Raw genomic sequence first — 26,043 nt, 5'->3', positions numbered from 1 at the left:
CTTTACTAACTTGCGCCCCCATGTCTGATCGCTTCAATTTAATAAGTCAACAAATATTGCAAAAGGACTTGTCCAATTGCAGTTTAGAGGAGCTACAACAGCTTTCTGAACAGTACCCTTTTTTTGCTCCTGCCCAATTTTTATTGGCTAGAAAGTTAAAAGAAAATAATAGCCCGGCATACGCACAGCAATTTCAGAAAGCAGCTCTATACCATCACAATTCATTAGAACTTGACTTTTTAATAAATGATCAGGATTACGATTCGATTTTTCCTTCAGCATTGGTATCATCACCTGCTGAATCATCAATATTAACTCCTGCCGATACACCAGAAACAACTCTGCCGGAAATACCTGACTTATCTCATCTTGAAACACCAGTTTCTACACCAGATGAGACATCTGAATCCGAAGTTTCTTTCCCAGGCCCCCAACCAGTTGATCAACCTGTAGAATTACCTGAAGAACAAAATATTGCTCAACCTGTGGCTTCCAAAGAAACCTCAATCACGGTTTCAGACCAGCCTTCTGATAACTCTTTGTCCTTTGAACCTTATTATACGGTTGATTATTTTGCCTCCGTTGGCATTAAGTTATCACAGGAAGAAGTTTCCAAGGACAGCTTCGGACGCCAGCTCAAAAGCTTTACCGAATGGCTGAAAACCATGAAAAGGCTTCCTGCAGTAGAACAACTTAAGAAATTGGACCCTCATGCAGAGGAAAAAGTGGAAAATATAGCTGCCCATTCCCTGGATAATTCCGAAATCCTGACCGAAACCATGGCCGAAGTCTGGGTAAAACAGGGAAAATTAGAAAAAGCTATAGAAGTTTATAACAAATTATGTTTGCTCAATCCCTCTAAAAGGGCTTATTTTGCAACCAAATTGGAAAATTTAAAGAAAGCCTTATAACATGACCGTCTTATTCGTAATCCTTATTATCATCGCTTGCCTTATTTTAGGCTTAATCGTGCTCGTCCAAAATCCTAAAGGTGGCGGCTTGGCTGGAAACATAGCCGGTTTCAGCAACCAGTTTATGGGTGTTAAACAAACAACTGATGTCCTTGAAAAAGGAACTTGGATCTTTGCAGCTTTAATCGCTGTATTGTGTATCACTTCTACTTTCTTTATGCGTGGTGGCAGCCAGGTTCAGGATCGTTTGGAAAACATCGGCACAGGTCCTTTACCGATGCAACAGGCCCCTACTACTCCAAACACAACAACTCTTCCTGGTGCTCAGCAAAACCAGGCATTGCCTGCTGATACCAATAAATAAGTTTTTCAAAATACTTTTTGAAACCCTGTCTTCCCGGCAGGGTTTTTTATTTATTTTACCGCCTGAATGTTATGAAAAAAGTAGTATTATTTTTAGTAGTGCTGCTCCTTTTGGGTGCAGCCGTTATAGCTTGGGTATTTTTTGGACCGGCCACCGCTTTTGACAAGTCAAAGGAGACTTTATACATCAGTTCTGCAGCTCCCATTAAAAAGGCAGTGATGGACTCCTTAGCCAAAAATGAGATTATTAGATATGACTTTGCATTTGAATGGTTAGCAAACCGCATGGATTACTGGAAGAATATCAAACCGGGTAAATATGATATTAAAAAGGGAAGCAGTTTATTGAATATTCTACGCATGTTGCGTAATGGACGCCAAACGCCGGTAAACCTGGTCATAACAAAACTGCGGACAAAGGAGGACCTGGCCAGGCTGGTTGGCAAGAAGTTCGAAACAGACTCGGTACAAATGTTGAACTTCCTCAATAACAACGATTCTTTGAAGCATTATGACATCAATCCTGAACTCGCGATGACAATGGTACTACCCGACACTTACACCTATTTCTGGAACACTGGTCCCGGCAAAATCTATAAAAAGCTGGCCGAAGAATCTGAAAAGTTCTGGACATCCGAAAGAAAGGAAAAGGCAGCAGCCCTGGGACTCACTCCCGTTCAGGCTCATATCCTGGCTTCTGTTGTTGAAGAGGAAACAAACGCATCTACCGAGAAGGGTAATATTGCCAGTGTTTATATCAATCGAATCAATACAGGAATGCCTCTACAGGCAGATCCAACGATAAAATTTGCGTTAAAAGATTTCGGATTGAAAAGAATTTATGAAAAGCACTTGGCAGTAATATCACCTTACAATACTTACAGAAATACAGGTTTACCGCCAGGTCCCATATGTACGCCTACTAAAGCTACGATTGATGCGGTTCTGAATGCCCCTAAAACAAATTACCTTTATTTTGTTGCCAGCAGAGATTTTAACGGTACCCATGTATTTAGTGCTACTTATGAAGAGCATTTAAAAAAGGCCAAAGAATATCAAGAGGCTTTAAACCAATTAGAACAGGAAAGAAGGACCAAACTATAATCGTATCAATAGTAATAACTAATAATTTATCACCCTTGATCCACCGAAAGATAAAGGAAACCCTGGCCACGGCTTCCCCGGTAAAACATGTGATTCACACGAGTAAGTCCATTGTTTTACCAGGCTTTGCAGGCTATTCCCTGTTTGCTATCTGGCGACCGTTCCTAGAACAATTACGGAAAACCAGCCTGCCAGAGCGAGCAGCAGCCATTTCATTCAATGTGGTAATGGCTATACCACCTGTGCTTATATTCGTATTCACTCTTATTCCCTATTTACCCATATCCAATAAGGTTATATTGGAATTATACAGGCTGATCAGGGATATTGTGCCCGGAGAGAAAAATAATTCTATCATTATCAGCTTTCTCGAAGATTTTATTAAAAGACCGCGTAATGGCCTGTTATCCTTTGGTTTGTTGCTGGCGCTCTTTTTTTCCAGTAATGCCATGATGGGCGTTCTTCGTTCTTTTGACAAAAACTACCTGGGATTTTATAAACGGAAAGGCCTTAAAAAACGCCAAGTAGCATTACAGTTGACGCTTGTAACCTTTACATTGGTATTCTTATGTCTCCTGTTATTGATTGCTCAAGATGTTGTACTTGCCTGGTTGGGAGTAAAGAGTGAAATTCTACGATTGATCATCACCAATGCGAGATGGGTAATTCTTGCCCTGATCACCTTCTATGTAGTTTCCATCATCTACCGGCATGGCCCGGCTCATTTGCAAAAATGGCCATTTTTAACCCCAGGCGCTATTTTCGCAACTACGCTAATGTTCATCGCAACATTCCTGGTTTCGTTCTGGGTCAATCATTTTTCCAATTACAACAAGGTGTATGGCTCCATTAGTGCTATTTTCATTTTGATGTCACTGATTTATGTTAATTCGCTGGTTTTATTGCTGGGTTTTGAACTGAATGTCACCATCACATCTCTGAAAAAGCAAAACCTGGAAAAGGCGTCCATAGAGAATGGTGGCAAATAAGCATGTGGCTCTAAAACCATTCAAGAATTTTTTTACCGAGATTTGTTATTGTAAAAAATAATTTATGAGAAAGATTCTATTGTCAGCAATAGCAAGCATTGGTCTCTTATCATTTACGTTCAATGTACTTCCGATTGGTGCTCCTATGCCTAAAGGTGATGTAAAAATGAAAGATATCACCGGTAAAGAAGTAACATTGAATGATGCCAGGAACACTAATGGGATCCTTGTTATGTTTAGTTGTAATACCTGCCCGTTTGTCATCAAAAATCAGCAAAGGACCAAGGATATAGCATCTTACCTTTTAAGCAAAAATATTGGTGTAGCCCTTGTGAATTCAAATGAAGCCCAGAGGGATAATGAGGACTCTTTTGAAGCCATGAAACAGTATGCAAAACAACAAGGGTATCAATGGTATTACGCGGTTGATAAGAATTCAGAATTAGCAGATGCATTTGGTGCTACAAGGACCCCGGAATGCTTCCTGTTCAACAAAGAAGGAAAACTGGTTTACCATGGTGCTATAGATGATAATCCAGGTAATGAAGCTGAGGTTAATCGTAAGCACCTAAAAGAAGCGATCGATGAAATGTTGGCAGGTAAGGAGGTTTCAGTAACGACTTCGCGCTCTGTTGGATGTACCATCAAGCGGAAGGCTTAAATGAGCAGCCAATCTTAATATATCAAATTCACCTTTTGACCTCAATACTTGCCATATATGAAATTAAAAGTCAAAAAAGAAGTGAACATCCCTGTTGAGGATACAATGGTACAAGGAGAGTTATGTATTCCGGAGGACGCTCACTCAATAGTCATATTTGCACATGGAAGTGGCAGCAGTCGTTTTAGCCCGAGAAATCAATCAGTAGCTCAATTCTTATGGCAACACAACCTGGGAACTTTGTTATTTGATTTATTGACGAAAGCGGAAGATGTCATTTATGAAAACCGTTTTAATATCAAATTACTTGCGCAACGCCTGATTTTTGCTACAGAATGGCTGCAAGAACAACCTGAAACAAGAGACTTTCACTTTGGGTATTTTGGTGCCAGCACCGGCGCTGCCGCCGCTTTGATGGCGGCAGTTGCAGTTCCTGAAGTTGATGCAGTAGTTTCACGTGGAGGAAGGCCAGATCTGGCCACGGAAGCTTTGTACAGCGTTCATGCTCCTACTTTACTTATTGTTGGCGGACTCGACACAGATGTTTTAAGGCTGAATCAAAAAGCACTGGATTTGCTACACTGTGAAAAAAGACTAGAGGTTGTGCCTGGCGCTACTCACCTTTTTGAAGAAGCAGGAACTATGGAACAAGTTAGTTTCCTGGCAGCATCATGGTTCGAGAAATACCTGTTACCCAGGATGATCAAGAATACTAATCCCTAAACAATGTTTCAAAACAGAACGCAGGCAGGAAGGCTATTAGCTGAAAAGTTACTTAAGTACCAAAAGGCAAATGGGATTGTTTTAGCAATTCCAAGAGGAGGAGTTCCTGTAGGGTTAGAAATTGCCAGGGCATTAAACTGGCCTTTAGAGTTATTACTCATCAAGAAATTAGGCCATCCTCAAAATAAGGAATATGCAATTGGTGCTGTCGGAATGCAGGATCGCATTGTAGTGCCACATGAGGAAGTGCCAGAATCTTATATAGAAAGTGAAACAGAACGGGCAAGGGCACGACTTGTTGAAATGCAGCAAAAGTTTATGCCCAACAAGCAACCAGAGCCGATAAAAGACAGAGTTGTTATCGTTGTGGATGATGGAATTGCTACGGGAAATACAATGCTCACTTCAGTAAAGATTTTACGAAAACAGGAACCAGAAGCCATCATTATAGCGGCCCCGGTGGCCTCCTGGAGTGCAGTTGAAAAATTAAGTCAGGAAGTAGATAAATTAGTACTCTTAGACGTTCCTGAAGAATTTATTGGGGTCGGAAGGTTTTATAGCGACTTCGCACAGTTGACAGATTCTGATGTCATTAATTATATTAAAATGAGTAATGAGTGATGAGTGTTCGTGAGTCTACTCATCACTCATAGTATATTTCATTAGCCAGCTATTTGTAATTGGCTGGTCCGCTCACGTTGATATTGCCTGATCAGTTCTGATACTTTTTGAATATTCTCTGCCAAAGCAACAATTAAAGTTTGAGGTTTCGCATTGTCAATTGCAAACCTCACTGCCTCGCACTCATCCAGAGAATACACAACTTTTTTCCAGGGATCTATATGAAAAATGCCCTGACTGATCAAGGATTCTACCTCCTCAACCGTTCTTCCCCTCATATCAGCATCATGCCTGATAATGATCTCATCGAATATTCTTGCTGCTTCTTCTCCCAAGGCGATGAGGTCCTCATCCCTCCTATCTCCTACCCCGGTAATAATTCCAACTTTTAATGATGCCTCCATCGTTCGAATAAATTCTCCCAATGCCTTGACGCCATGTTGGTTATGAGCATAGTCAAGCATAAAAGTAAACTCGTTAAATTCAAAAATATTGACCCTGCCGGGTGTATTTTCAATCGATGGCATAAATGAACGTAAGGCCTGTCTAATGGTGCTTAATTTTATTTTACTGGTATAAGCCGCCAGGCAGGCCGCCAGTGCATTTGCAATATTAAACCCGGCTTTACCCGAAAAAGTAATGGGCACATTTTTCACATCATCTATAGGTATGATATTGTTGCCAATCCGAAGCAATAAGAACCCATTCTCAAATACTGCGGCTATTTCACCTCTACTACAATGCTCTTCAATCCTGATGCTATCACTGTACATAGAAAATAGAGCCACCTTACAGTTCAGTTGATCTTTCATGGCATATACCAGATCATCATCCGCATTCAATATAGCATAGCCAGTTTCACTTACCGCATGTGCCACTATAGCCTTCACTTTTGCCAGTTTTTCAATTGTATCGATGCCATTAAGTCCTAAATGATCTTCTGCCACATTTGTGATGATAGCAGCATCGCATTGATCAAATCCTAAACCAGACCGTAGCATCCCTCCTCTTGCTGTTTCCAACACCGCAAATTCAACATTTGGATCACAAAGGATAACCTGTGCAGAATTTGGCCCGGAGCAATCTCCTTTCATTAATAATTCCTGGTTGATATAAATACCATCTGTAGTTGTATATCCGGTTGTAAAACCTGCTTGTTGCGCCATATGTGCCACAAGCCTGGTTGTAGTGGTTTTGCCATTGGTTCCTGTAACAGCAACCAATGGAATACGACCATTGTTTTTAAAGAGCATATCTACGACAGGAGCTGCAACGTTTCTGCTCTTTCCAATTGAAGGTGATAAATGCATTCTGAAACCCGGAGCTGCGTTGACCTCTAATATTGCTCCGCCATCATCCTGAAGTGGCGTAGCTAAATCATTAGCCATTATATCAATGCCACAGATGTCCAGACCAATTAACCTCGAAATCCGTTCAAATAATGAAATATTTGAAGGATGTACATCATCTGTAACATCTGTTGCTGTACCACCAGTACTCAGATTGGCAGTTCGTTTTAAATAGACAACCTTCTTTAATGGAAGGATTGTATCTAGTGTATAATGATGCATTGCCAGCAGTTCCTGCAATTCATCATCAATGGTTATGCAGGTCAGTAAATTATCGTGCTGATTCCCTCTCTCCGGCTTTTTATTTTCCAGGTCAATTAATTCCTGTATGGTATGAATGGAATCTCCAACAATGCAAGCAGGTGTCCTTAGTGCTGCAGCCACAAACTTATTATTGATCATCAGTACCCTGAAATCTATACCTTCAATAAATTGTTCAACGATTATTCTCTTTGAGATTTCTTTTGCATGATTCAAAGCCTTCACTGCTGCTTCCCAATCATGTATGTTGATTGTAGCACCTTTTCCATGATTACCATCCAAAGGCTTAATCACAATGGGAAAACCTATAGCTTCAATGGCCTCCTTCAGTTTACACTCATCTTCAACAACAGATCCTTTGGGAACAGGAATGCCGGCCCTATTTAATATATTCTTCGTTTGTTCTTTATTACAAGCTATATCAACAGCAATGGAATTCGTTTGGCTGGTAATGGTTGCTTCAATTCTTTTTTGATTTGCACCATAACCTAATTGAACTAATGAACCCTTGTCTAAACGTATGAAGGGAATATTCCTTTTTTGTGCTTCTTCAACAATTGATCCTGTACTAGGTCCTAATTTTTCAGAAAACCATAATCTTTCAAGTTCAATAATATCACTGCAGATATTGTATTCCTCGCCCTTTATTAAAGCATTTGTAATGTTCAAAGCGGCATGAGCAGCATAGATTCCTGATGCTTCTTCATCGTAAGAAAAAACTATATAATGCAAGTCGTTTTGACCTGCAGGTGTAGCAATGATATCATTTACATCAATGCCAGCTAACTTCTGCAGCTCAATGGCAATGTATCCAATAAAATGATTAATAGAAGTTTCTCCAGATGATTGTAAGCATTGGCTTTTTATAACATCCAAACTACATTCTTTTTCATAGGATGGATGCAGCAATTGCAGGAAACGATCATATAAAAGAGGGATTTGATTGGTAAGGCTAAACTGAGTGTTTTTAAAATTCAATAATAGTTGTATTAACTTCTTTTTTTTAGTGGACCAGTAATTAGGGCCTTTGAGTACTCTCAGCTCTAATAATTCCATATAGTGGGTTTTGTTACAAATAAAACATGGAAATTTTGTACCAATAATTTGCACTTGTATTAAGCTCATGTAAAACAATTATGAACTTTTTATGTCTTGTAAGGTATTTAAGTTCACTGATTTAGCAGAATAATCAATTAAAATTTTAAGTATATGTTTTTTATTTTACAGAAATTGCCTACAGTAATAAAGCCAACAGCAATAAATTCTTCATATTTGAAATTCAATCAAGGTAACTTTTAAATTTTTCACCATATCCATATATAGCATATTTGTCTTATCTTAATAGTGGGCTGATTTCTTTAGTGGCATACTTTTTTGAAATATTGATACATGCAATTACCAAAAGGTTATTTAATCGCAATTGGAGGAGCTGAGGATAAAGGCGAAGAAGATAAATTGAGGGTAAAAAAATTAGACTTTTTTGAACAGGGGATATTAAGACAAATTGTAGAGTTGGTTGGGAAAAAAGGGATTCCCAAAATAGAATTAATCACCACGGCAACATCTTTTCCCGATGAAATAGCCCAGATCTATAAGAAAGCATTTAAAAAGTTAGGAATTGAACAAATTGGACATTTAAAACTTACCAGCCGGGAAGATGGTGATTATAAAAAGAACCTGGAAAGGCTTGAAAAATCCAATTGTATCCTTTTCTCAGGCGGAGATCAATTACGCCTCAGTTCTATATTGGGAGGGACCGCATTTATTGAAATGGTGAAGGAAAAGTACATGGATGATCATTTTGTAATTGCCGGAACCAGTGCCGGGGCAGCCGCTATGAGTAACACCATGATCTGTGGAGGAAACGCAGACCGGGCCTATATGAAGGGAGAGGTAGAATTAAATATTGGATTCGGGCTTATTCAATCTGTAATTATTGATACGCATTTTGATGCCAGAGGAAGGTTTGGGCGGCTTGTACAGGCCATTGCTGCTCAGCCTGCGGCCATAGGAATTGGTCTTGATGAAGACACAGCTGTCCTGATAGAAAAGGGCACCAAGTTAAAAGCTATAGGGTCCAGCAGCGTGGTCGTAGTAGATGGCAGCAATGTTAAACGCAACAACATTGCTGACGTTCATGGAGGCGAACCCATTTCAATTTCGAATCTACAAGTGCATGTAATGGCAAGAGGCGATATGTTTCATCTCCAGTCCAGGGAGTTTACGGCAGCTAACCACCATTTGCAGGAAAGCCGGACACCTACTTAATTACAAAATTATGGCATTACAAACTGCGATAAAATACCGAAACCAACCACTCACTTATGAGATTACGGTTGAAGAAGAAGACGTTTACATTTTCCGTCTGCATGAGCAAAGGGGAACCCGTTTGGAGTATATTCCAGAGAAGATCGTCATCAGGCGCAAAGGAAAGCTATGGGTGAGTGATGTAGAAGACCATGAGGAGCTGGTCAATGCACTTGTCAGTGAAATTGAAAACTTTAATAGCAGTAATCATCATGAGGCATAAAGGACTTTAACTTACAAACTCTTTCGCATATGTATCTACGTTGATCTTGTAGTTCTGTGAAGTCTTGTACATCAGTAACCTGACCAGGAAGCATGACTACGACAATATGATCCGCCGGTATGGATCCGATGGTCTTTTTTTGGCTTCAGTAGTCTTCGATATCTGTTGAATATTGCTTTTACCATTTTCATGCTTTATCCTAGGCTTTGGTAGGGAGTATCCTGGGAGCTGGGGAAAGGTGAAATGAGGTATTGGGGTATTGGAATGGCATGATATGGGAGATAAAAGTGGTTTTCTAGGCTTTTCCTAGGCTTAGCTATGGATTCAGTAGGGCTCAGGTAGGGCTGAGCAACGAAAGATGAACCGCGGATTTGCACGATTAGAAAGGGAGGAATAGGATTTTTTGATGGAGGAGTCCGGGTTTTATTGGAGATTGAGAAAGGGGAAGAAAAGATGCTTTTTAGAGGTTTAGGAACGAAGGTGGCATACTGTTGCCCTACTCTAGGTATACTGATGGTCTGCTTCAGGTATACTTGAGGTACGAAGGATCCCTACTTGAAAGCTGAAGGGGAAGCGGACAAAAGCGGCCATTTCCTGCCATTTCATGCCAAAGCGGCCAGAAGGTTTTTGCTTGTGGGTGGGGCGGAGTAGCTTTAGGGGGTAAATGAATCCAAAAGATGAAACAGGTCTATATCAACAGTAAACAAAGGGTGGTGATCAAGGAAGGCAAGCAGATACCTAGACTTTTGTTGGGCATGATCCGGGGCTCGATTGGGAAGTGTTTTGTGGTGAAGCATTATAGGGGGAACAAGAAAAAGAAGTGGAAGAAAAGGATCGTGATCACCAAGTACCCAGACATGAGCAGAATAGTAGCCTCTGAAAAGCAAAGGGTAAGGAGGGATCTGTTTAAGGAGGCAGTGGTGTATGCCCAGTGGATCCTCTCGGATCCGGAACAAAAGAAGGCCTTCCGAAAGACCCTGCCCCGAAAGAAGCGGAAGCATGTCTACCAGGCGGCCATCCGGTTGTATATGGGGATGCAGGGGGACAAGCAGTGGCTGAGGAAGCAGCTGGCGGTGAGGGGCATGATGAGCACGGGCAGAAGGGAAATAGCTGATGTGAGGGTGGTGAAGGGGGAATTGTTCATGGGGCATGCTGGTGGAGTGCATGGAGCGATGACAGGTGTGCATGCTGGTGGGTTGAATGCTTATGAGCAGAGGGGAGCCTGGCAGGTGTTTTGGCAGAAAGAAGAGGCAGTGGGTCTTGAAGCTGAAGAAGGTTGTATGATGAAGGATGATTGTTTAGCAGTATTGCGGATTTAGAGAGGTGTGTTGAGGCATAGAGAGTTGGATTTGTTTATTGTTTTCAGATGAGCACTAAGGTTCGGTAATTTACGTGTTGTAGGCAATGCTGCTTCAGCTGTATGTATAGTTCAATAAAATTACCATAATCAAATTGAGGGATTTGGTGATTTTTGTAGTTTATTAGACACCATTTAAAATGAAACCTGATAACCAAGAGGCTTCGCTTGAACCGCTGCTCGCCTATTTTGATTGCCTGATTTCTTTAAACAAAGAGGAAAAGGAATTAGTCAGGACAAAATTTCATCCACGTCTGTTTCGAAAGCGACAGTATGTTTTACAAGAAGGTAACATCTGTACCCAATTCTATTTCGTTGTTCGTGGTTGTCTCCGAATGTATAAAATTGATGAAAAGGGCAGCACACATATCCTGCAATTTGCAGCTGAAAACTATTGGATCAATGACTTGGGCAGTTTTCATGGGGTAAAACCTTCGGCCCTGAATATCGATGCGCTGGAAGACACTGTTGTACTACAGATTAGCCGTGACGATCTCATCTCCCTGTACATCCAGGCTCCAAAATTTGATCGTATATTCCGGGTACTCCTGGAAAACAGCTTTGTTCGCTTGCAAGAGCGGCTATTGCAAAATATCAGTTCCACCGCGGAAGAGCGTTATCAGACCTTTTTGGAAATCTACCCACACCTGGTTAACCGCCTATCGCAAGTTCAAATTGCTTCTTTTTTGGGCATTACTCCAGAGTTTTTAAGCCGTTTGCGGAACCGCCTGAGCAAGGCACCAAAGCCAAAATCTTAAACTACATCAAGCCTATTTCTTAAACCAGGTCATTGGACGACCTTGTATTGGTGACGGAGATTTGCACTGACAAATCAATCATTAACCATCAAAAAAGAAATAGTTATGTCACAAGCAAACAAATTGAAAGTAGCAGTTATTGGAATAGGTAATATCGGTAGTGCCGTTGCCACTAACCTTGTAAAAGGTAATCGTCCTGTAATTGTAGCTGATCGTAAACTGGCAAAAGCAGAAACACTTGCTCAGAAGTTAGGAAGCTTAGCACAGCCATCAGAAATTTCAGCAGCCATCAAAGAAGCCGACATTGTCGTGCTGGCCATCTATTTTGATCCAATTAAAGAGTTTTTAAAGCAATATGCTACTGAACTTGAGGGTAAGATCATTGTTGATCCATCTAACCCCATTGCTCCAGCTGAGAATGGTGGGTTCAAAAAGATCATCGATGAAAACGAATCAGCAGGACAGATTCTTTCCACCCAGCTTCCCAAGGGTGCAAAGCTGGCCAAAGCTTTAGGTTCATTAGGTGTTGCTTCTCTCGCCAGTGCTGCGTTCCAGCAACAAGAACAAGCGGTTTTGTTTTATGCTACAGATGATACCAGCATCAACGGAGAAATAGAGCAATTAATTCGTGACAGCGGTTTTGAGCCTGTGCGTGTGGGTGGTCTTGACCAATCCATACGTCTCGAAGTGTTTGGCGATCTACATGAGTTCGGTGCGCTCGGAAAAACTGTTACTGTAACTGAAGCAAACGAAAAACTGTAGCTAAACAGCAACCAATATTGAGTGACAGGGTAAAAGCGATCCTGTCACTCAGTTACCAACTACCATTTATAAATCCTTGTAACAACGAAGTCCAATGTCAATCAACACAAATTTTCACATAAAGACTATACTGTTTTCCCTAATTACGTTCCTGTTTTTACACACTTACAGTCAGGCACAAACACCCACGCACCTAAGACGGTTCATGCAAACCGCGCCTTCACGAGCTGGTGAAATCCCATACGGTAACAACCCCAAGGCTGAGCATTATGTAAGTGCTGGTGATGCCAGAATCTACTATGAAGTGTATGGGAAGGGACAGCCACTTGTGATCCTACATGGCGGTGTTTATGGCTCTACCTATGAAATGGCCGAGTTTATTGATAGCCTGAAGAAAGATTACCAGGTAATTGCTGTATCTACAAGAGGGCATGGTAAGTCTGAAATCGGCTCGGCACCGCTTACCTTTGAACAGAAAGCAAATGACGTTTATGCGGTTATTCAGGCCGTAACCAAGGACAGCGTTTTAGTGCTGGGCTTCAGCGACGGAGCGTACACAGGCTACAAGCTAGCAAGCATGTACCCAGAGCGGGTGAAGAAGCTGATTGCCATTGGTGCAGGGGAAATGTACCCTGGACCGAGATCATTTCATTTCTCCACAAAAGAAGCGTTTAGCCTGGATAGCCTGTATTGGAAACAACAACTGGCTTTGATGCCTGACCCTGGGAAGTTGCAAGAGTGGTTTACTAAACTCGCTGACTTTTACAGTCATCTTACGGTGGGCAAAGCATTGTTTGCAACGATTAAGTGTCCAGTACTCTTAATGGCTGGCGAACTTGATCAAAACGCATCCTTGCCAACGGTTGTGAACGCTTACCATATGATACTCAACAGCCAGTTAAGCATCATACCTAATGCTACCCACGGTGTTTTCTTAGAGAACTTTCCAGCTGTGTGGACAAGCATGGTTCCTTTTCTAAAGCAATAGCCATAGATTTTACAAACGGTAACATAGAAGTAAAGGTGCTTTTATCAATCAGGACAGGTTGGAAATGTCAGTCAGAACATTTATTTCATATTGGATTAATGATGTCTTAACAATGGGTTTATACCTTAGCTATTCATAGATAGAACTCTTAAATGAATTTGGCTCTCCGTTTCTACGGAGAGCTTTTTTTCAAGCTCCATTTAGCGTAATGATATATCCCTTATACTTACATACAATTACTATTTAATGGAATTAAACGCAACTCTAGAGTTTTCAGAATACAGATGAACTACTTCCCTATTTTGAACAAATTGATATTGCCCAGTCAATTATTAAATGAATAGAAAATATGTGAGAGGATAAGTTTGCATTGTAAGTTGACCCCATTTGCCGCATCAGAATAAACAACTTTATATTATCTTGTATTGTTGAAATCAAGGAATCCGAACCAGAAAATAACAGCGCCTTTCTGAACATAATATTGAAAAACAAATTTCTATTTCACCTTCTGGTTTTGCTTTATATGAACAAACATAATTTTATTCCACGGGATATTAGCTGGTTGAGTTTTAACGCCAGGGTGTTGCAGGAAGCCAATGATCCAGCTGTTCCATTAAAACAAAGAATCAGGTTCCTGGGCATTTTCTCGAACAATTTGGATGAGTTCTTCAGAGTCAGAGTGGCCACTTTAAAGCGCATGACCTTATTGGGTAAAAAGAATATGCACCTGGAAGAGAACCCTCAACAAATTTTGGATGACATCCAAATGATTGTGCTCAAACAGCAAAGTGAATTCAACAGAATTTGGGAGAATATTTTGCAAGAGTTAGAAATGGAACAAATCTTCTTCGTTGATGATACTCAATTAAACGAGTCGCAACAACAATATGTAAAAAAGTTTTTTGATGAAGAAGTGCGCAATAATATCATTCCGCTGCTAATTGAAAGCATTCCCCAATTCCCGTACCTAAGGGAAAAATCACTTTATTTAGGTGTAGTAATGAAAAAGCAGGATACTGCTTATGATCAAAAATTTGCTTTAATAGAAGTACCGGCCAGGGCCGTAGGCAGCAGATTTGTACTACTGCCTTCCGAAGGTGAGAAGCAATATATTATGTTATTAGAAGACGTGATACGATACAATCTGCCTTCCATCTTTTCTTATTTTGGCTACACGCAATTCTCTGCTCATATCATTAAAGTAACCAAAGATGCAGAAATTGATCTCGACGATGATCTTTCCACTTCCCTGATTCAAAAGATAGAGAAGGGTTTGAAGAATCGAAGGAAGGGCAAAACTGTTCGTTTGACATACGATAAAGAAATGGATGCCGGTTTACTGGAATACCTGATCCGTAAATTATGCTTATCCAGAAGGGATAATATTATTCCGGGAGGACGTATTCATAATTTCAGGCACTTTATGGATTTTCCCGATGTCTTCAATGCCAAAGAGAATCGCCGGGCTCCCATCCTACATCCATTACTACTTGAACAGGCACGAGTAACAGATGTAATTTTGCAAAAGGATATCATGCTTCATTTTCCTTACCATTCCTTCAATCCACTAATTGACCTGCTTCGTGAATCAGCCATGGATCCTGAGGTTGTGCTCATAAAAATCACTTTGTATCGCCTGGCTTTTGATTCTAAAGTAATCAATGCACTTGTCAATGCAGCCCGTAATGGAAAAGATGTGACTGTAGTGCTCGAACTGAAGGCTCGTTTTGACGAAGAAGCCAACCTGGAATGGAAAGAACGATTAGAGTTGGAAGGAGTAAAAGTGTTCATTGGATTTCATAATATGAAAGTGCATGCAAAAACCTGTATCATCAGAAAACGTGCGGGGAAGAAGATTTTACAATATGGCTTTATCAGCACAGGCAATATCAACGAACGGACAGCAAGGGTTTATGCAGACCATTGCCTCCTTACCAGTAACCGGAAAGTGATGGCAGACATCAACCGTATATTTGATTTTTTGGAAGGCGTGAAAACAGATTTTTCTCTTTTAGATAACTGTAAGACTTTAATGGTTTGCCCCAACAATATGAGGAGCCAGATAACACATTTGATAAACAAGGAAATTAAAAGCGCAAAGCAAAAAAAAACAGCATCTATCATTCTGAAAGTAAATTCTTTAAGTGACCACGCGTTGATTGGAAAGTTATATGAAGCAGCTTACGCCGGTGTAGCAATAAAGCTGATTGTCCGAGGCATTTTTTGTGCAGTAATTGATAGAGAAAAATTTTCAAACAGAATTACAGCCATCAGTATTGTGGATGAATACCTGGAACATGCCCGTGTAATGATATTTTATAATGATGGAAAACAAAAGGTATATATTTCTTCTGCAGACTGGATGGTTCGCAACCTTGACCACCGGGTGGAAGCAGCCGTACCAATGTTTGATAAGGATATCTGTAACGAAATTCAAGATATTATCAACATGCAGTTACAGGATAATGTAAAGGCCAGAATTCTCGATAAAGAATTATCCAATCACTATGTAATTTCTAATGAAAGTGAAAAAATAAGCTCTCAATTGGAAACTTATAAATATTTGAATACCAAAACAAACTTCAGCTCTGTCACTTCTGGTAAATAGTGTAAGAATTACCAGTCATATCTCCGGACATTTTGTTATACCTGCGGAGGATCAGGGCAATGATCTTGCGGGCGGTGCGTTCATTCTTGCTCGTTATAATTGCTTCCTTCCCATTTGACATTTTCCACACGAATTTTTCTGAAAAGACAGCAAATTCACATTGTTCAGAAAGGAAAGAACTGGTTATAATTTCACAAATAAATATTAATTTCAATATCTATACAATTTGGCTGATATTATTTAACGACAATGCGCATATCAAGCGTTACAGTTAAAGCTGCGTAATACTGGGAAAAACAAACTGACTATGATAAATCAATTGAAGCGGTTTAACATAGTGATTGCATTACTGATTGCTACGCAATTCGCCTTTGGACAGCTCAAACCTGATTCCACTAAAAAACCTGTGAAATTTGCAGCTATTCCCATTATTACCTATAACAGAACGCAGGGAATTTGTATTGGTGCTTCTACCTCAGCTTTTTATAAGGTAAACAAAGAAGATACAGTATCGCCGCCCTCCTATACAGGATTGATGGGTATTTACACAGCCGAGAAGAGTTGGGTAGCCGGCATTGGACAACAATTTTATTTAAAGGAAGATAAGTGGCGCGTTCGAGCATACCTCATCAAGGGGGACGTTAATTATCAATTTTTCAATGAAGATGCAAATGACAATGTAGGACAATTTGAAGATTACGCTAATGATGTTGTCATCGCGATGATGCAGATCCAGCGCAAAATCTGGAAGCGGTTATACGGAGGGCTGTTCGGAGAATACAATAACACTAAAACTTATTTTACTTCGAAAGGCGATTCATTGGATGAACGAAACATGAGTAATATCGGGTATGTCTTTAGCCAGGATAGCAGGGACAATGTTTACTTCCCCACCACAGGTATATTTATGAATTTCAGGAACCAGTTTCATCGAGACTGGACAGGAAGTGACAATAATTTTACACGCTTTCAAATCAATTATAACCATTTTTTTGACGTGCTTAAAGACCAAAGGCACATAATGATAGCACGCCTAAATTTTGACATTGCTACCGGCGATATTCCGTTCCAGGGACAGGGTATTGTAGGCAGGGATGATGTAAGAGGTTATTCGCAGGGCAAATACCGCGGTAACCAGGTATATGCTCTGCAATCGGAATACCGGTGGATGTTTAGTAATTCAAAATTTGGAATGGTGGGTTTTCTTGGAGTTGCTTCGGCAGTAGAATCATTTTCTGATATTTTTAATACATCATTATTACCAGGTGTCGGCGCCGGACTTCGTTATCGGATCATTCCATCAATGAAAGTAAATGTTGGAGTGGACGTAGGTTTTGGAAAGGATGATTACAGCTTAACCTTTAGAATTGGGGAGTCATTTGCAAGGTAGTAATATATAGACAAAGAATACCCTGCGAAGGTCTAGGGAGGAAATAATATGAAACCATTGAGTGTTTTGTTATTGATTGCCTGTTTGCTACAGGAAGTAAAGGCCCAAAAGGATACATTGCCTTCAAAGGAGGAACAAGAAAAGTTTGAAAAGGTAGATGCCAGAAGAAGAAGAGACCTGACTTTTGCTTACCAGACACAGAATTATTCGCAGCGGAGTTATGCATGCCCCCCGTTTTTTGACCTGGGCTCTCCTAAAAAATGGTACATACTTTCAGCGGATATTATCCCGGAATTTATTATTGGCAGCGAGCGGATCCCTCTAACGGTTCATTTGGTAACCAGGTATATGGTAAGGATCCTGCATGATAATGAAGCTGAAGGCGATTCGTCTTTTGCCGTGCGCACACCGAGCTTTATGCCTGGTGCAGTGGTCTATATTCCCCTGGATTATTCTGATGCGGAAAGTCCCAATATCAGTTACATGGGTATCTCCCTTTTTCATCATTCTAACGGCCAGGATGGACCTGAATTTAAAAGCGATGGAAGTTTTAATTTATATAATGGCAACTTTTCGACCAATTATATCGAACCGTCTTATCACTTCCGAAGAAGAAAGTATTTGATGGAACCGGTTTCTGCCAAACAGCAAAACCCTGATCGTAATTACAAAGAGTTTTATGGAAGAGCCGGATTGGCATTCCATTTTGGCACAGCCGATTCATTAAAATCAAGCTATGGAAAGAAAAGAATCAATTTGCAATTGGGATATATCAGTGTGATCAATTATTGGAATGAATACCTGGGACGCAGATTAAGCAATTATTATTACGGTGAACAATACCGAGTTGTTTTTAATGCCACCTATATTACTGGGTCTCGAGATAAAGGATTATCTGGTTTTGAAAAAAGGATCAATGCGGAGATCAGTTATTATTGGCGCATCAAAGGATCTCCCAATTCCTCTTTATTTGCAAGTACAGGGTATTATGGAAGTGATCCTTACAATATCTATTACGGAAATAGTTATTTCTATTTCAGGACAGGAATTGCGTTAGGCTTTTTTATTGCTCCCAATATTAAATGAAGCGTGGGAATGGTTGGCTATCTAAGCAGTATTAAAAAGCATGTGGTATGTATTGATTATTTACCCTTCCATCCTCATATAAATCCAGGATTGCATAACCGGGCGGAGTTTCCCGGTAATAGCATTTACCGGCGGATTCTTTATTACCGTCTTCCCACCAGAAACCACTCAATGCCCCGTTGCAGTAATAATGCACATTATTATAAACAGCCGCATCCTGTAAATGTATATGCCCGCTAATACAGGTTATTTTTTTATCAGCATGACGACTGAACAAGTCGGTGAGATAGCGGGCATCAGTATGGTTACCGCCTTCCATGATTGTACTAACGCCCAAAATGGGATAATGGCTCATACACAATACCGGAGTATTCTTTGGCAATTTTTCAAGATCGGCTTCTAGCCAGACACGCTGCTCATCATCAAGAGCACCCGCATTTTTGTTATTGCTATCAAGTACTACAAATATGTTAATTCTGTTGGGAAAAAGCTATCGCTATCTCATTTTCTTTGAAAGCACTATCCATAGCTAAGATAAAATCGCTTTTTACCGCGGTCCATTTTCTAATATCTTGTACCCAGAAGAATAATTGCAAGTTGATGATGTTGTTGTTCATTTCTTTAATGATCACATTAGGCTCAGGATTTGAAAGAATTCTTTCATCCTTAACTGGCAAGTCCTTAAGTATTTGGATTACTTTTTCCAGGTCAGTTCCATTCGCAACACCTACTATTATCTCTACTCTTCTTGCGGAGTTGCTGTGCGTCCAATTGATCAAGTGTCGATTGAGCAAATCTCCGTTTGGTATCACTACAACAGACCCATCTGAAGTAGAGATGATGCTACTGCGAAAACCAATTGATTTTACAGTTCCTAACTGTCCATTTATTTCAACTATGTCACCAACATTCACAGGTTTTTCAAATGAAATAATAAGACCACTTACCAGATTATTAATCAGTGTTTGAAGACCGAAGCCAATACCAACACCTAATGCGCTTAAAATGATTGTAGCCCTGTCCATAGGAATGCCTGTTGCGGCAAATGCAAGTAACAAGCCTATGCAGAAAATAGCAATGCGTATTAAAAGCAACTTACTGCCAATTCCACCTCTTTTTATAGTACCGTCTTGCCCGATATAAGTATCAGAAGCAAAAAATGAAACAATTCTTGAGGTGAGCCCTGCTATATAAAGAATCAGGAAAAACTCAAGCAAATTTTCAATTGTAAACGAAAAAGATCCAATAGTTTTCTTTTGATAGATAAAATTCTTAATCGGATCTATAATATACCTGTATGCATAAAAATTCCGGGCAAATAAAACGAACCATCCTATAATAAGAAACACATATAATATTGGCGGAGCCTTGCTACCCACACGTTTAAAATCGATATAGAACAATTTTTCCTCAGGATTATTATAAACCTCTTTTGATAGCGAAAGGGCTTCATTGATTAATCGTATTGTCCAGAGAAATAATATCGCTATAATGACATTTATAAAACCACTGGAAAGAAATGATTTAGATAAATTATAACGACCATATATATTGGCAACCAACGATGCAATTTGCATTATGACTACAAATCCTGTACTGTAAATGATGATTTTATCTATTCGCTTCATCAGGTAGCCCATCAGAATTATGATCGAACCCGAAAGTATGCCAGCAATTGACAAAGCAAACATGATCCATCGTTCTGTTCTTGAAACCTGGAGAATAAGATTATCTGCACAAGCAAACAGAAAAAGAAAAAACATGGTTTGCCAGGCGAACATCCAATGCCTAGCAATGGATTTTCTTAATATAATTGTTAAGGATATGGCTGAGGTGACCCAGATTAAGACATTAAAAATAAAAGGCGGGTCGATGAAGATAAACTGGGAAATGTTCAAAATGATTACAAGTGCAGATAATGCAGGGTATTTCAACACATATTGCCTATGTATACCATCATTCAGCAAGTTTTGTACTTGCAGGTTCCTTTTAATGCTTACCAGGAAAACAACAGATATTAATATAAGGATCAATAACAATATTGTTTTGCCATAGTTATTTCTTAAATAAAAAACAAAAGCCAGCCCTCCTTTGATCTTTGAAAAATTAATGATCTCAGTTAAGGAACGTTTGAATCGCACCGGGCCGCCTATATTAACTATTTCCCTTTTAAATGCCTTATTTGAAAGTTCTCTTTGAAAAAAATCAATCTGCTCTATACTAGCGTTTAATTTATTTACAAGCCTGTTTAAGGTCGGCTGTAACTCTGATACGCTCTCCAAGGTCTTTTTAAAAGCACTGTCAGCTGGTGCAATTTCCTGTGACACAACAATCAGTTTTTCAACATAACGCATCAATACTGTAGAATCGGAAGAAAGCTTATATAATACACTATCTCTACTAAGAGAATCAATTTTATTTCTGAAACCAACAAGATTTTTGTAATAAAAATCCAGTGATGATTTTCTAGCCAATGCTCTTGCCAATAATTCCTTTAATATCTTGGAGGAAGTTTCAAGATTCAGTCTTGTTTGTATTGTACCTGTGTTGGTAAAAACTCCCTCAGCTGAAACATCATACCAATTTTCAATTTTAATTATTTCTGTACTCAATCCATTTGTATCAAGACCGTTCTTTAAATAGTTTTTGGCCTCTAAAGTCAGCCTTTTTACTTCTTCTATTATTTCATCCTGTTTTGTTGCAATCGTGTCTTCAAAATACTCAATATTATTTTTTCTTTCCTCATCAACTGCAAATTGTTTAAAGGACCTAATTAGTTTAATAGTTGCCGAGTCACCATTACTTTTTAATGTGTCAAAAGCAAGAGTATTTTTTACTGAATCGAAATCGAGTTTATACTGAGCAGTATCGTGTTGTGCAAATGAGGTAATATGCATCAATGAAATGCAAATTGCCAATCCCAGATTTTTAATGAGTTTTAAAGAAAGCCGGACCTTGGTAACATAATTATTAAGCGTTTCAATAATATCCGACAATATGATTAAAGCAGGCAGCATTGTTATAATCATTAATTTTCTGATATTATTTGTCACTTAAATTTAATAACAATTCATGCAAAAAAATATTTTTATGTAGCTGACAGATTTGAATTCTATGGAAGTTGAACTTTGAACACTAACTCGATAATGATCATGCCTGTGATGGCACATTGAAAGAAATACAGCAAGATGGATGCAAAATTTTGAGTTGATGTGCGTGCCCTCTAAGAATTAAAATGCATGTGGGATGTATTGATTATCCAACCTTCCATCCCCATATAAATCCAGGATTGCATAACCGGGCGGAGTTTCCCGGTAATAGCATTTACCAGCAGATTCATAATTTTATATCCACAACTTTATTTTCCTTTCTGATTTGCACTACTGCAAAACCCATGAGATGGCTTTCGATAGAAGCATCAATTGTTGACATTAGTAAGGACGCAGCTTCTACTTTACAGTTATCGGTACAACTGTCGGCGCTTCCCTCCGGTGTATTTTGCCCTTTTAAACCAACTTGTGCTCTTCACCAATTCCTGGGCCGGTTAAAAGTTGCATTTTCGGCTAATTGTGATGTTCAATGGGACTGCGATGTCGAATGATACCTTCAATGAAAGTCAATATTGGAGTGGACGTAGGTTTTGGAAAGGATGATTACGGTTTAACCTTTAGAATATTGATAGCTGTAAAAGAAATTTACAAGATTGATTGGGTTACATTTTCAAATAAAAAGGAATCAATGTAGACAAACAGAATGTTATGAAACCTACCCTTTCACTGTTTACCCTTTTCTTTTTAGTACTAATCTTCGGCTGCCAAAATAGTTCAAAAGAAAATGATGTCCTTACCTCCTTAAGTGATACCACTTCCATAACAGGCCTAACGGGGGATTCCGTAAAACTGGTAAAGACTGCCAGCATCAACTTCAAGGTAAAAGATGTTGAGCAAGGCACAAGAGCCATATCAAGGCTTGTTCAAAAGCTGGGAGGTATGATTTTCAACCAGAGTTTTGAATCTGTAGAAGGTGAAAGAAAGGAACTAAAAATTTCAACCGATTCGCTGCTTGTCATCTCAACCGTTGCGCCTCAGGCAGATATTACCGCCCGTATTCCATCCGAAAATCTTGAAGCCTTTATGTACAGCGTTGCAGACCTTGGATATTTCACAGGTAGCAGCCAACTGAATATTGATGACAGAAGCCTTTCCTACCTTGAAAATGCTTTAAAGGAAAAGGCAAGAACAGCGGTGTTATCACAGACTGCCATTCAAAAGAACAAGCCTTCTGAAAATATCAAAACCATCGCCCTCAAGGATGAAGCCATTGAACAACAAATTCAGAATAGAGCAATTGATGCGGATGTTAAATATAGCCCTGTAAATCTGCACCTCTTTCAAAACTCCCTGGTTAGAAAAGAAGTTATTGCTAACTATATCATTGCAGATTATCAGCTTTCCTTCGGTAAACGATTCAGTAACGCTATCAGTGATGGTTGGCAGTATTTCCAGGCTTTTGTACTTATAATGGCAAACCTGTGGATGTTCATCTTGACAGCCATAGTTATTTATATTTCTTTCAGGTATTGGAAACATAAAGGAAAGCTATCAGATGTGACGGTGAAGCCATAATAACCAGAAAATGAACGAACTGGAAGTCTACCCCTACATTTGGGATGATAATGAAGATGAAAAAGATTACTTGGTGCACAACTTTAACGATCTGAAAGCCTTCTATGTCAAAGCTGCTGGGGAAGGCCAAGCCATAATCAATTACATCACATATGAAGAGTAATACAAAATGACTTTATGAAAAAGAAGATAAAGTCGCTTTGGATCGAAAGTAAGCAAAAGGTTGCAATTGTTGGAGGACAGCCTGTTTATGATGACAACAGTGTTGTCATTGTCACCTTTGAGGATGACAGCAACTATGTGGCCACCTTCTTTACTTATGTCAACCTGTAGACCTTGAGACAGAAGAACAGCCAAACTGGAGAATGCCTCAAAGGCAAGTACTTCTGGACCAGAAATATGGTGCTCGTAGATACTATCAGCCGAGAAAGCATTCACCAGGTCATCAACCACCTAATCGAAGCAGATGAGTTCTTTCAGATCTTTAAACTACAATAACCCATCATGGAACTACGAAAAGACAGAGTGATCATTGCAAGCGACGTAAACGAAAGGGACGGAATCGGCGTGGAAATCTACAGGGACAACCAACTGATTGTGGAGATATTTCGCGACGATACAAAAAGAACCAGGACAATTACTGTGTTTCAGAAGGAAGTTTCTTTGGAGTTGATGGAAGAATGCATAGGAATTTTCAAAAAAGAAATTCCTTGGGACTTTATTGATTATCGTAACAAATGAAAGGGAAACTCATAAAAGGTTACGTTTAACTCTTATGCAAAAGCAAACCGATAATACTATCAGGCAAAAGGTTAAAGTCATTGAAATTGATTACACTCATAAAAGGTATTAAAAACTCGTAAATATATTTGTTTCCAAAATTAGCAACCATTATGAAACAACTGCTTTATTTGATCATACCCTCATTCTTATTACTGTTGATTTCCTGCCAAAAATCCAGTGACACCCCCCAATTAAATACAAGTACAACATCCGTAACCCTAAGTGGTGATGTGGGAGGTGTTGATTCTTTCATGATTCAATCCTCTGTTAAATGGACCATTTCTGTTTCACCATCAACTGCAACTTGGATCAAAACCAGTATTACAAGTGGCAATGGCAACAACAAAGTATTGGTAACAGCACTGGAAAATAATTTAGGTGCAACCGTAAGGACTGCAACTATTACCATATCTCCATTAGGAAATTCGTCTCTCCAACCAGTAGTCATTACTGTTACACAGAAGTCTTCTATTCCCAATGTTTTATGGAGTAAACTTTTCGGTGGAACATCGTTTGAGGCGATTTCTGAGATGGTAAAAACTGCTGATGGTGGTTATATAATTGCAGGTAGTAGCGGTAGCAACAATGGCGATGTTAGTGGCAGTTATGGAGGGGGTGATGGCTGGGTTATGAAATTAGATGCTAATGGAAATAAACAATGGAGCAAACTTTTTGGAGGAACTATAAATGATGCTTTCTTTGCCATTTTTGCGACTTCTGAAGGTGGTTATTTAATGGCAGGATCAACTAATAGTCATGATGTTGATGTTAATGGTAATCATGGAAGTAGTGATGCATGGGTTTTAAAAATGGATGCAAATGGAAATAAACAATGGAGTAAACTATTTGGAGGGACTGCATCGGATGCCCTTACTTCTATTGCTGCAACAAATGATGGTGGTTATGTAATGTCAGGATACTCTTATAGTAACAATGACGACGTCAGCGGCAATAATGGAGGGAATGATGCCTGGGTTATAAAGCTCGATGCTAATGGCAATAAACAATGGAGTAAATTATATGGAGGAACACAAAATGAAGGTGCCTCAACCATTATTGTAACTACTGACGGTGGTTTTGTAATTGCCGGATCTACAAGTAGCAACAATGGCGATTTCAGTGGTAATCATGGTGAAAGTGATACTTGGGTAATGAAGCTGGATGCAAGTGGCAACAAAAAATGGATTAAACTATTTGGAGGAACATTATATGACTCAAATACATCCATTATTGCAGCTCCTGATGGTGGTTATTTAATGGCCGGATCTTCTAATAGCAATGATGGCGACGTCAATGGTAATCACGGAAGTTATTATGATGCCTGGCTTGTAAAGCTCGATGCAAATGGAAATAAACAATGGAGTAAACTATTTGGAGGAACTCAGCACGATGGAGCATCATTCATTACAGCAACTGCTGATGGTGGATATGTAATGACTGGATTTACTTACAGTAATGATGGTGATATAAGTGGCAATAAGGGGAATAGTGATGCTCTGATTATAAAGGTGGATGCAAACGGCAATAAACAATGGGGCAAGCTTTTTGGTGGAACTCAGGATGATGTTAGTTATCCTATCATCGCAGCTGCCGGTAGTTATGTTATAGCTGGAGAATCTAAAAGTAATGATGGCGATTTCAATGGTAACCATGGAGATTACGATGTTTGGTTAATGAAATTAAAACCTTAATCTCTATTTAGTTTCAATTACTGATTTCGAGGAAAGCCACTCTTATGGGTGGCTTTTTTTGCATTATACCATTTCTGACCCAATTATTAATAATTCATCGTCAGATTCAGATCACATTACTTAAAATAAAAAAGCCCTGATCATTGAAAACCAGAGCTTTATGCGTCGGGATGACTGGATTCGAACCAGCGGCCTCTTCGTCCCGAACGAAGCGCGCTACCGGGCTGCGCTACATCCCGAAACATTATGAACCTGGTTGCAAATGAACCAAAATCATTATTAGCCACCACTATATCAAACACTTTCATCTTTCCTTTTCTTTGTTCTGTTTATTGAGCTTATGCCTTAAGTGGCCCTATAACTAAAATTTGGGTTCAAAATGGGTTCCAATAAAAACCGAAAGGTAGAAATCAGTATCGAAAATAACAAAGGAATAATTCGATTAAGATGGAGATATGAAAGAGTAAGGTTCTTTCATTGAAT

The 26,043-nt window shown here is 39.4% G+C and carries 26 protein-coding genes and 1 tRNA gene; 22 read left to right on the top strand and 5 right to left on the bottom strand.

What is annotated here, in order from left to right:
• The first annotated feature begins 20 nt into the window (after window positions 1–20).
• The 7 genes from OCK74_RS08220 (at window position 21) to OCK74_RS08190 (ending at window position 5,372) form a co-directional block, all read left to right on the top strand.
• On the top strand, window positions 21–911 hold the full coding sequence (locus OCK74_RS08220) for a hypothetical protein (RefSeq protein WP_279296539.1): 891 nt from the start codon (window positions 21–23) through the stop codon (window positions 909–911).
• Between the two features lies 1 nt (window position 912).
• Window positions 913–1,275, top strand: a complete 363-nt coding sequence (gene secG / locus OCK74_RS08215) for a preprotein translocase subunit SecG (RefSeq protein ID WP_279296538.1) — start codon at window positions 913–915, stop codon at window positions 1,273–1,275.
• 71 nt (window positions 1,276–1,346) lie between these two features.
• The gene (gene mltG / locus OCK74_RS08210; protein WP_279296537.1) at window positions 1,347–2,378 is read left to right on the top strand and encodes an endolytic transglycosylase MltG; all 1,032 of its coding nucleotides are present in this window, start codon (window positions 1,347–1,349) and stop codon (window positions 2,376–2,378) included.
• 35 nt (window positions 2,379–2,413) lie between these two features.
• Window positions 2,414–3,367, top strand: a complete 954-nt coding sequence (locus tag OCK74_RS08205) for a YihY/virulence factor BrkB family protein (protein WP_279296536.1) — start codon at window positions 2,414–2,416, stop codon at window positions 3,365–3,367.
• Between the two features lie 64 nt (window positions 3,368–3,431).
• Window positions 3,432–4,028: a thioredoxin family protein gene (locus OCK74_RS08200; protein WP_279296535.1), complete on the top strand. Its 597-nt coding sequence runs from the start codon at window positions 3,432–3,434 to the stop codon at window positions 4,026–4,028.
• Window positions 4,029–4,085: 57 nt separating this feature from the next.
• Complete coding sequence (locus tag OCK74_RS08195) at window positions 4,086–4,751, top strand: dienelactone hydrolase family protein (protein ID WP_279296534.1); 666 nt, start codon at window positions 4,086–4,088, stop codon at window positions 4,749–4,751.
• 3 nt (window positions 4,752–4,754) lie between these two features.
• Window positions 4,755–5,372, top strand: a complete 618-nt coding sequence (locus tag OCK74_RS08190) for a phosphoribosyltransferase (RefSeq protein WP_279296533.1) — start codon at window positions 4,755–4,757, stop codon at window positions 5,370–5,372.
• Between the two features lie 41 nt (window positions 5,373–5,413).
• Here OCK74_RS08190 and cphA read toward each other — a convergent pair whose 3' ends face one another.
• A complete protein-coding gene (cphA, locus tag OCK74_RS08185; RefSeq protein WP_279296532.1) occupies window positions 5,414–8,038 on the bottom strand; it encodes a cyanophycin synthetase in 2,625 nt (874 codons plus the stop codon).
• A gap of 333 nt (window positions 8,039–8,371) precedes the next feature.
• Here cphA and OCK74_RS08180 point away from each other — a divergent pair, with 333 nt between their 5' ends.
• The 7 genes from OCK74_RS08180 (at window position 8,372) to ppk1 (ending at window position 15,985) form a co-directional block, all read left to right on the top strand.
• Window positions 8,372–9,250, top strand: coding sequence for a cyanophycinase (locus OCK74_RS08180; protein WP_279296531.1), 879 nt, complete (start codon window positions 8,372–8,374; stop codon window positions 9,248–9,250).
• Window positions 9,251–9,260: 10 nt separating this feature from the next.
• On the top strand, window positions 9,261–9,512 hold the full coding sequence (locus OCK74_RS08175; RefSeq protein WP_279296530.1) for a hypothetical protein: 252 nt from the start codon (window positions 9,261–9,263) through the stop codon (window positions 9,510–9,512).
• Between the two features lie 677 nt (window positions 9,513–10,189).
• Window positions 10,190–10,831, top strand: coding sequence for a hypothetical protein (locus tag OCK74_RS08170; protein WP_279296529.1), 642 nt, complete (start codon window positions 10,190–10,192; stop codon window positions 10,829–10,831).
• A gap of 178 nt (window positions 10,832–11,009) precedes the next feature.
• The gene (locus OCK74_RS08165; RefSeq protein ID WP_279296528.1) at window positions 11,010–11,627 is read left to right on the top strand and encodes a Crp/Fnr family transcriptional regulator; all 618 of its coding nucleotides are present in this window, start codon (window positions 11,010–11,012) and stop codon (window positions 11,625–11,627) included.
• Between the two features lie 66 nt (window positions 11,628–11,693).
• Window positions 11,694–12,389: an NADPH-dependent F420 reductase gene (locus tag OCK74_RS08160; protein ID WP_341483181.1), complete on the top strand. Its 696-nt coding sequence runs from the start codon at window positions 11,694–11,696 to the stop codon at window positions 12,387–12,389.
• 205 nt (window positions 12,390–12,594) lie between these two features.
• A complete protein-coding gene (locus tag OCK74_RS08155) occupies window positions 12,595–13,377 on the top strand; it encodes an alpha/beta fold hydrolase (protein WP_279296527.1) in 783 nt (260 codons plus the stop codon).
• Between the two features lie 523 nt (window positions 13,378–13,900).
• Window positions 13,901–15,985 (top strand): polyphosphate kinase 1, encoded by a 2,085-nt coding sequence (ppk1, locus tag OCK74_RS08150; protein ID WP_279296526.1) that lies wholly within the window; start codon window positions 13,901–13,903, stop codon window positions 15,983–15,985.
• On the opposite strand, the gene OCK74_RS08145 is transcribed toward ppk1, so the two are convergent.
• Complete coding sequence (locus OCK74_RS08145; protein ID WP_279296525.1) at window positions 15,969–16,106, bottom strand: hypothetical protein; 138 nt, start codon at window positions 16,104–16,106, stop codon at window positions 15,969–15,971. The genes ppk1 and OCK74_RS08145 overlap by 17 nt on opposite strands.
• A gap of 186 nt (window positions 16,107–16,292) precedes the next feature.
• Here OCK74_RS08145 and OCK74_RS08140 point away from each other — a divergent pair, with 186 nt between their 5' ends.
• On the top strand, window positions 16,293–17,375 hold the full coding sequence (locus OCK74_RS08140; protein ID WP_279296524.1) for a BamA/TamA family outer membrane protein: 1,083 nt from the start codon (window positions 16,293–16,295) through the stop codon (window positions 17,373–17,375).
• A gap of 48 nt (window positions 17,376–17,423) precedes the next feature.
• The gene (locus OCK74_RS08135) at window positions 17,424–18,461 is read left to right on the top strand and encodes a phospholipase A (protein ID WP_279296523.1); all 1,038 of its coding nucleotides are present in this window, start codon (window positions 17,424–17,426) and stop codon (window positions 18,459–18,461) included.
• Between the two features lie 31 nt (window positions 18,462–18,492).
• On the opposite strand, the gene OCK74_RS08130 is transcribed toward OCK74_RS08135, so the two are convergent.
• Together OCK74_RS08130 and OCK74_RS08125 are read right to left on the bottom strand one after the other, a co-directional pair.
• Window positions 18,493–18,816, bottom strand: a complete 324-nt coding sequence (locus OCK74_RS08130) for a metallophosphoesterase family protein (RefSeq protein ID WP_279296522.1) — start codon at window positions 18,814–18,816, stop codon at window positions 18,493–18,495.
• A gap of 115 nt (window positions 18,817–18,931) precedes the next feature.
• On the bottom strand, window positions 18,932–21,478 hold the full coding sequence (locus OCK74_RS08125; protein ID WP_279296521.1) for a mechanosensitive ion channel family protein: 2,547 nt from the start codon (window positions 21,476–21,478) through the stop codon (window positions 18,932–18,934).
• Window positions 21,479–22,219: 741 nt separating this feature from the next.
• Here OCK74_RS08125 and OCK74_RS08120 point away from each other — a divergent pair.
• The 6 genes from OCK74_RS08120 (at window position 22,220) to OCK74_RS08095 (ending at window position 25,560) form a co-directional block, all read left to right on the top strand.
• Window positions 22,220–23,086 (top strand): DUF4349 domain-containing protein, encoded by an 867-nt coding sequence (locus OCK74_RS08120; protein WP_279296520.1) that lies wholly within the window; start codon window positions 22,220–22,222, stop codon window positions 23,084–23,086.
• Between the two features lie 10 nt (window positions 23,087–23,096).
• A complete protein-coding gene (locus tag OCK74_RS08115) occupies window positions 23,097–23,249 on the top strand; it encodes a DUF1877 family protein (protein ID WP_279296519.1) in 153 nt (50 codons plus the stop codon).
• Window positions 23,250–23,263: 14 nt separating this feature from the next.
• Entirely contained in the window at window positions 23,264–23,419 is a 156-nt protein-coding gene (locus OCK74_RS08110; RefSeq protein WP_279296518.1) for a hypothetical protein, read from the top strand.
• A 3-nt stretch (window positions 23,420–23,422) separates the two neighbouring features.
• Window positions 23,423–23,584: a hypothetical protein gene (locus OCK74_RS08105; protein WP_279296517.1), complete on the top strand. Its 162-nt coding sequence runs from the start codon at window positions 23,423–23,425 to the stop codon at window positions 23,582–23,584.
• Window positions 23,585–23,590: 6 nt separating this feature from the next.
• Complete coding sequence (locus tag OCK74_RS08100) at window positions 23,591–23,827, top strand: hypothetical protein (protein ID WP_279296516.1); 237 nt, start codon at window positions 23,591–23,593, stop codon at window positions 23,825–23,827.
• A gap of 152 nt (window positions 23,828–23,979) precedes the next feature.
• The gene (locus tag OCK74_RS08095; RefSeq protein WP_279296515.1) at window positions 23,980–25,560 is read left to right on the top strand and encodes a BACON domain-containing protein; all 1,581 of its coding nucleotides are present in this window, start codon (window positions 23,980–23,982) and stop codon (window positions 25,558–25,560) included.
• Window positions 25,561–25,725: 165 nt separating this feature from the next.
• On the opposite strand, the gene OCK74_RS08090 is transcribed toward OCK74_RS08095, so the two are convergent.
• A tRNA-Pro gene (locus tag OCK74_RS08090) sits at window positions 25,726–25,799 on the bottom strand.
• Between the last annotated feature and the right edge of the window lie 244 nt (window positions 25,800–26,043).

The organism is Paraflavisolibacter caeni (genome assembly GCF_025628885.1).
GTDB lineage: Bacteria > Bacteroidota > Bacteroidia > Chitinophagales > Chitinophagaceae > Flavisolibacter > Flavisolibacter caeni.
Note: the sequence above shows the minus strand (reverse complement) of the source record. Positions and strands in the feature narration are given on the sequence as shown.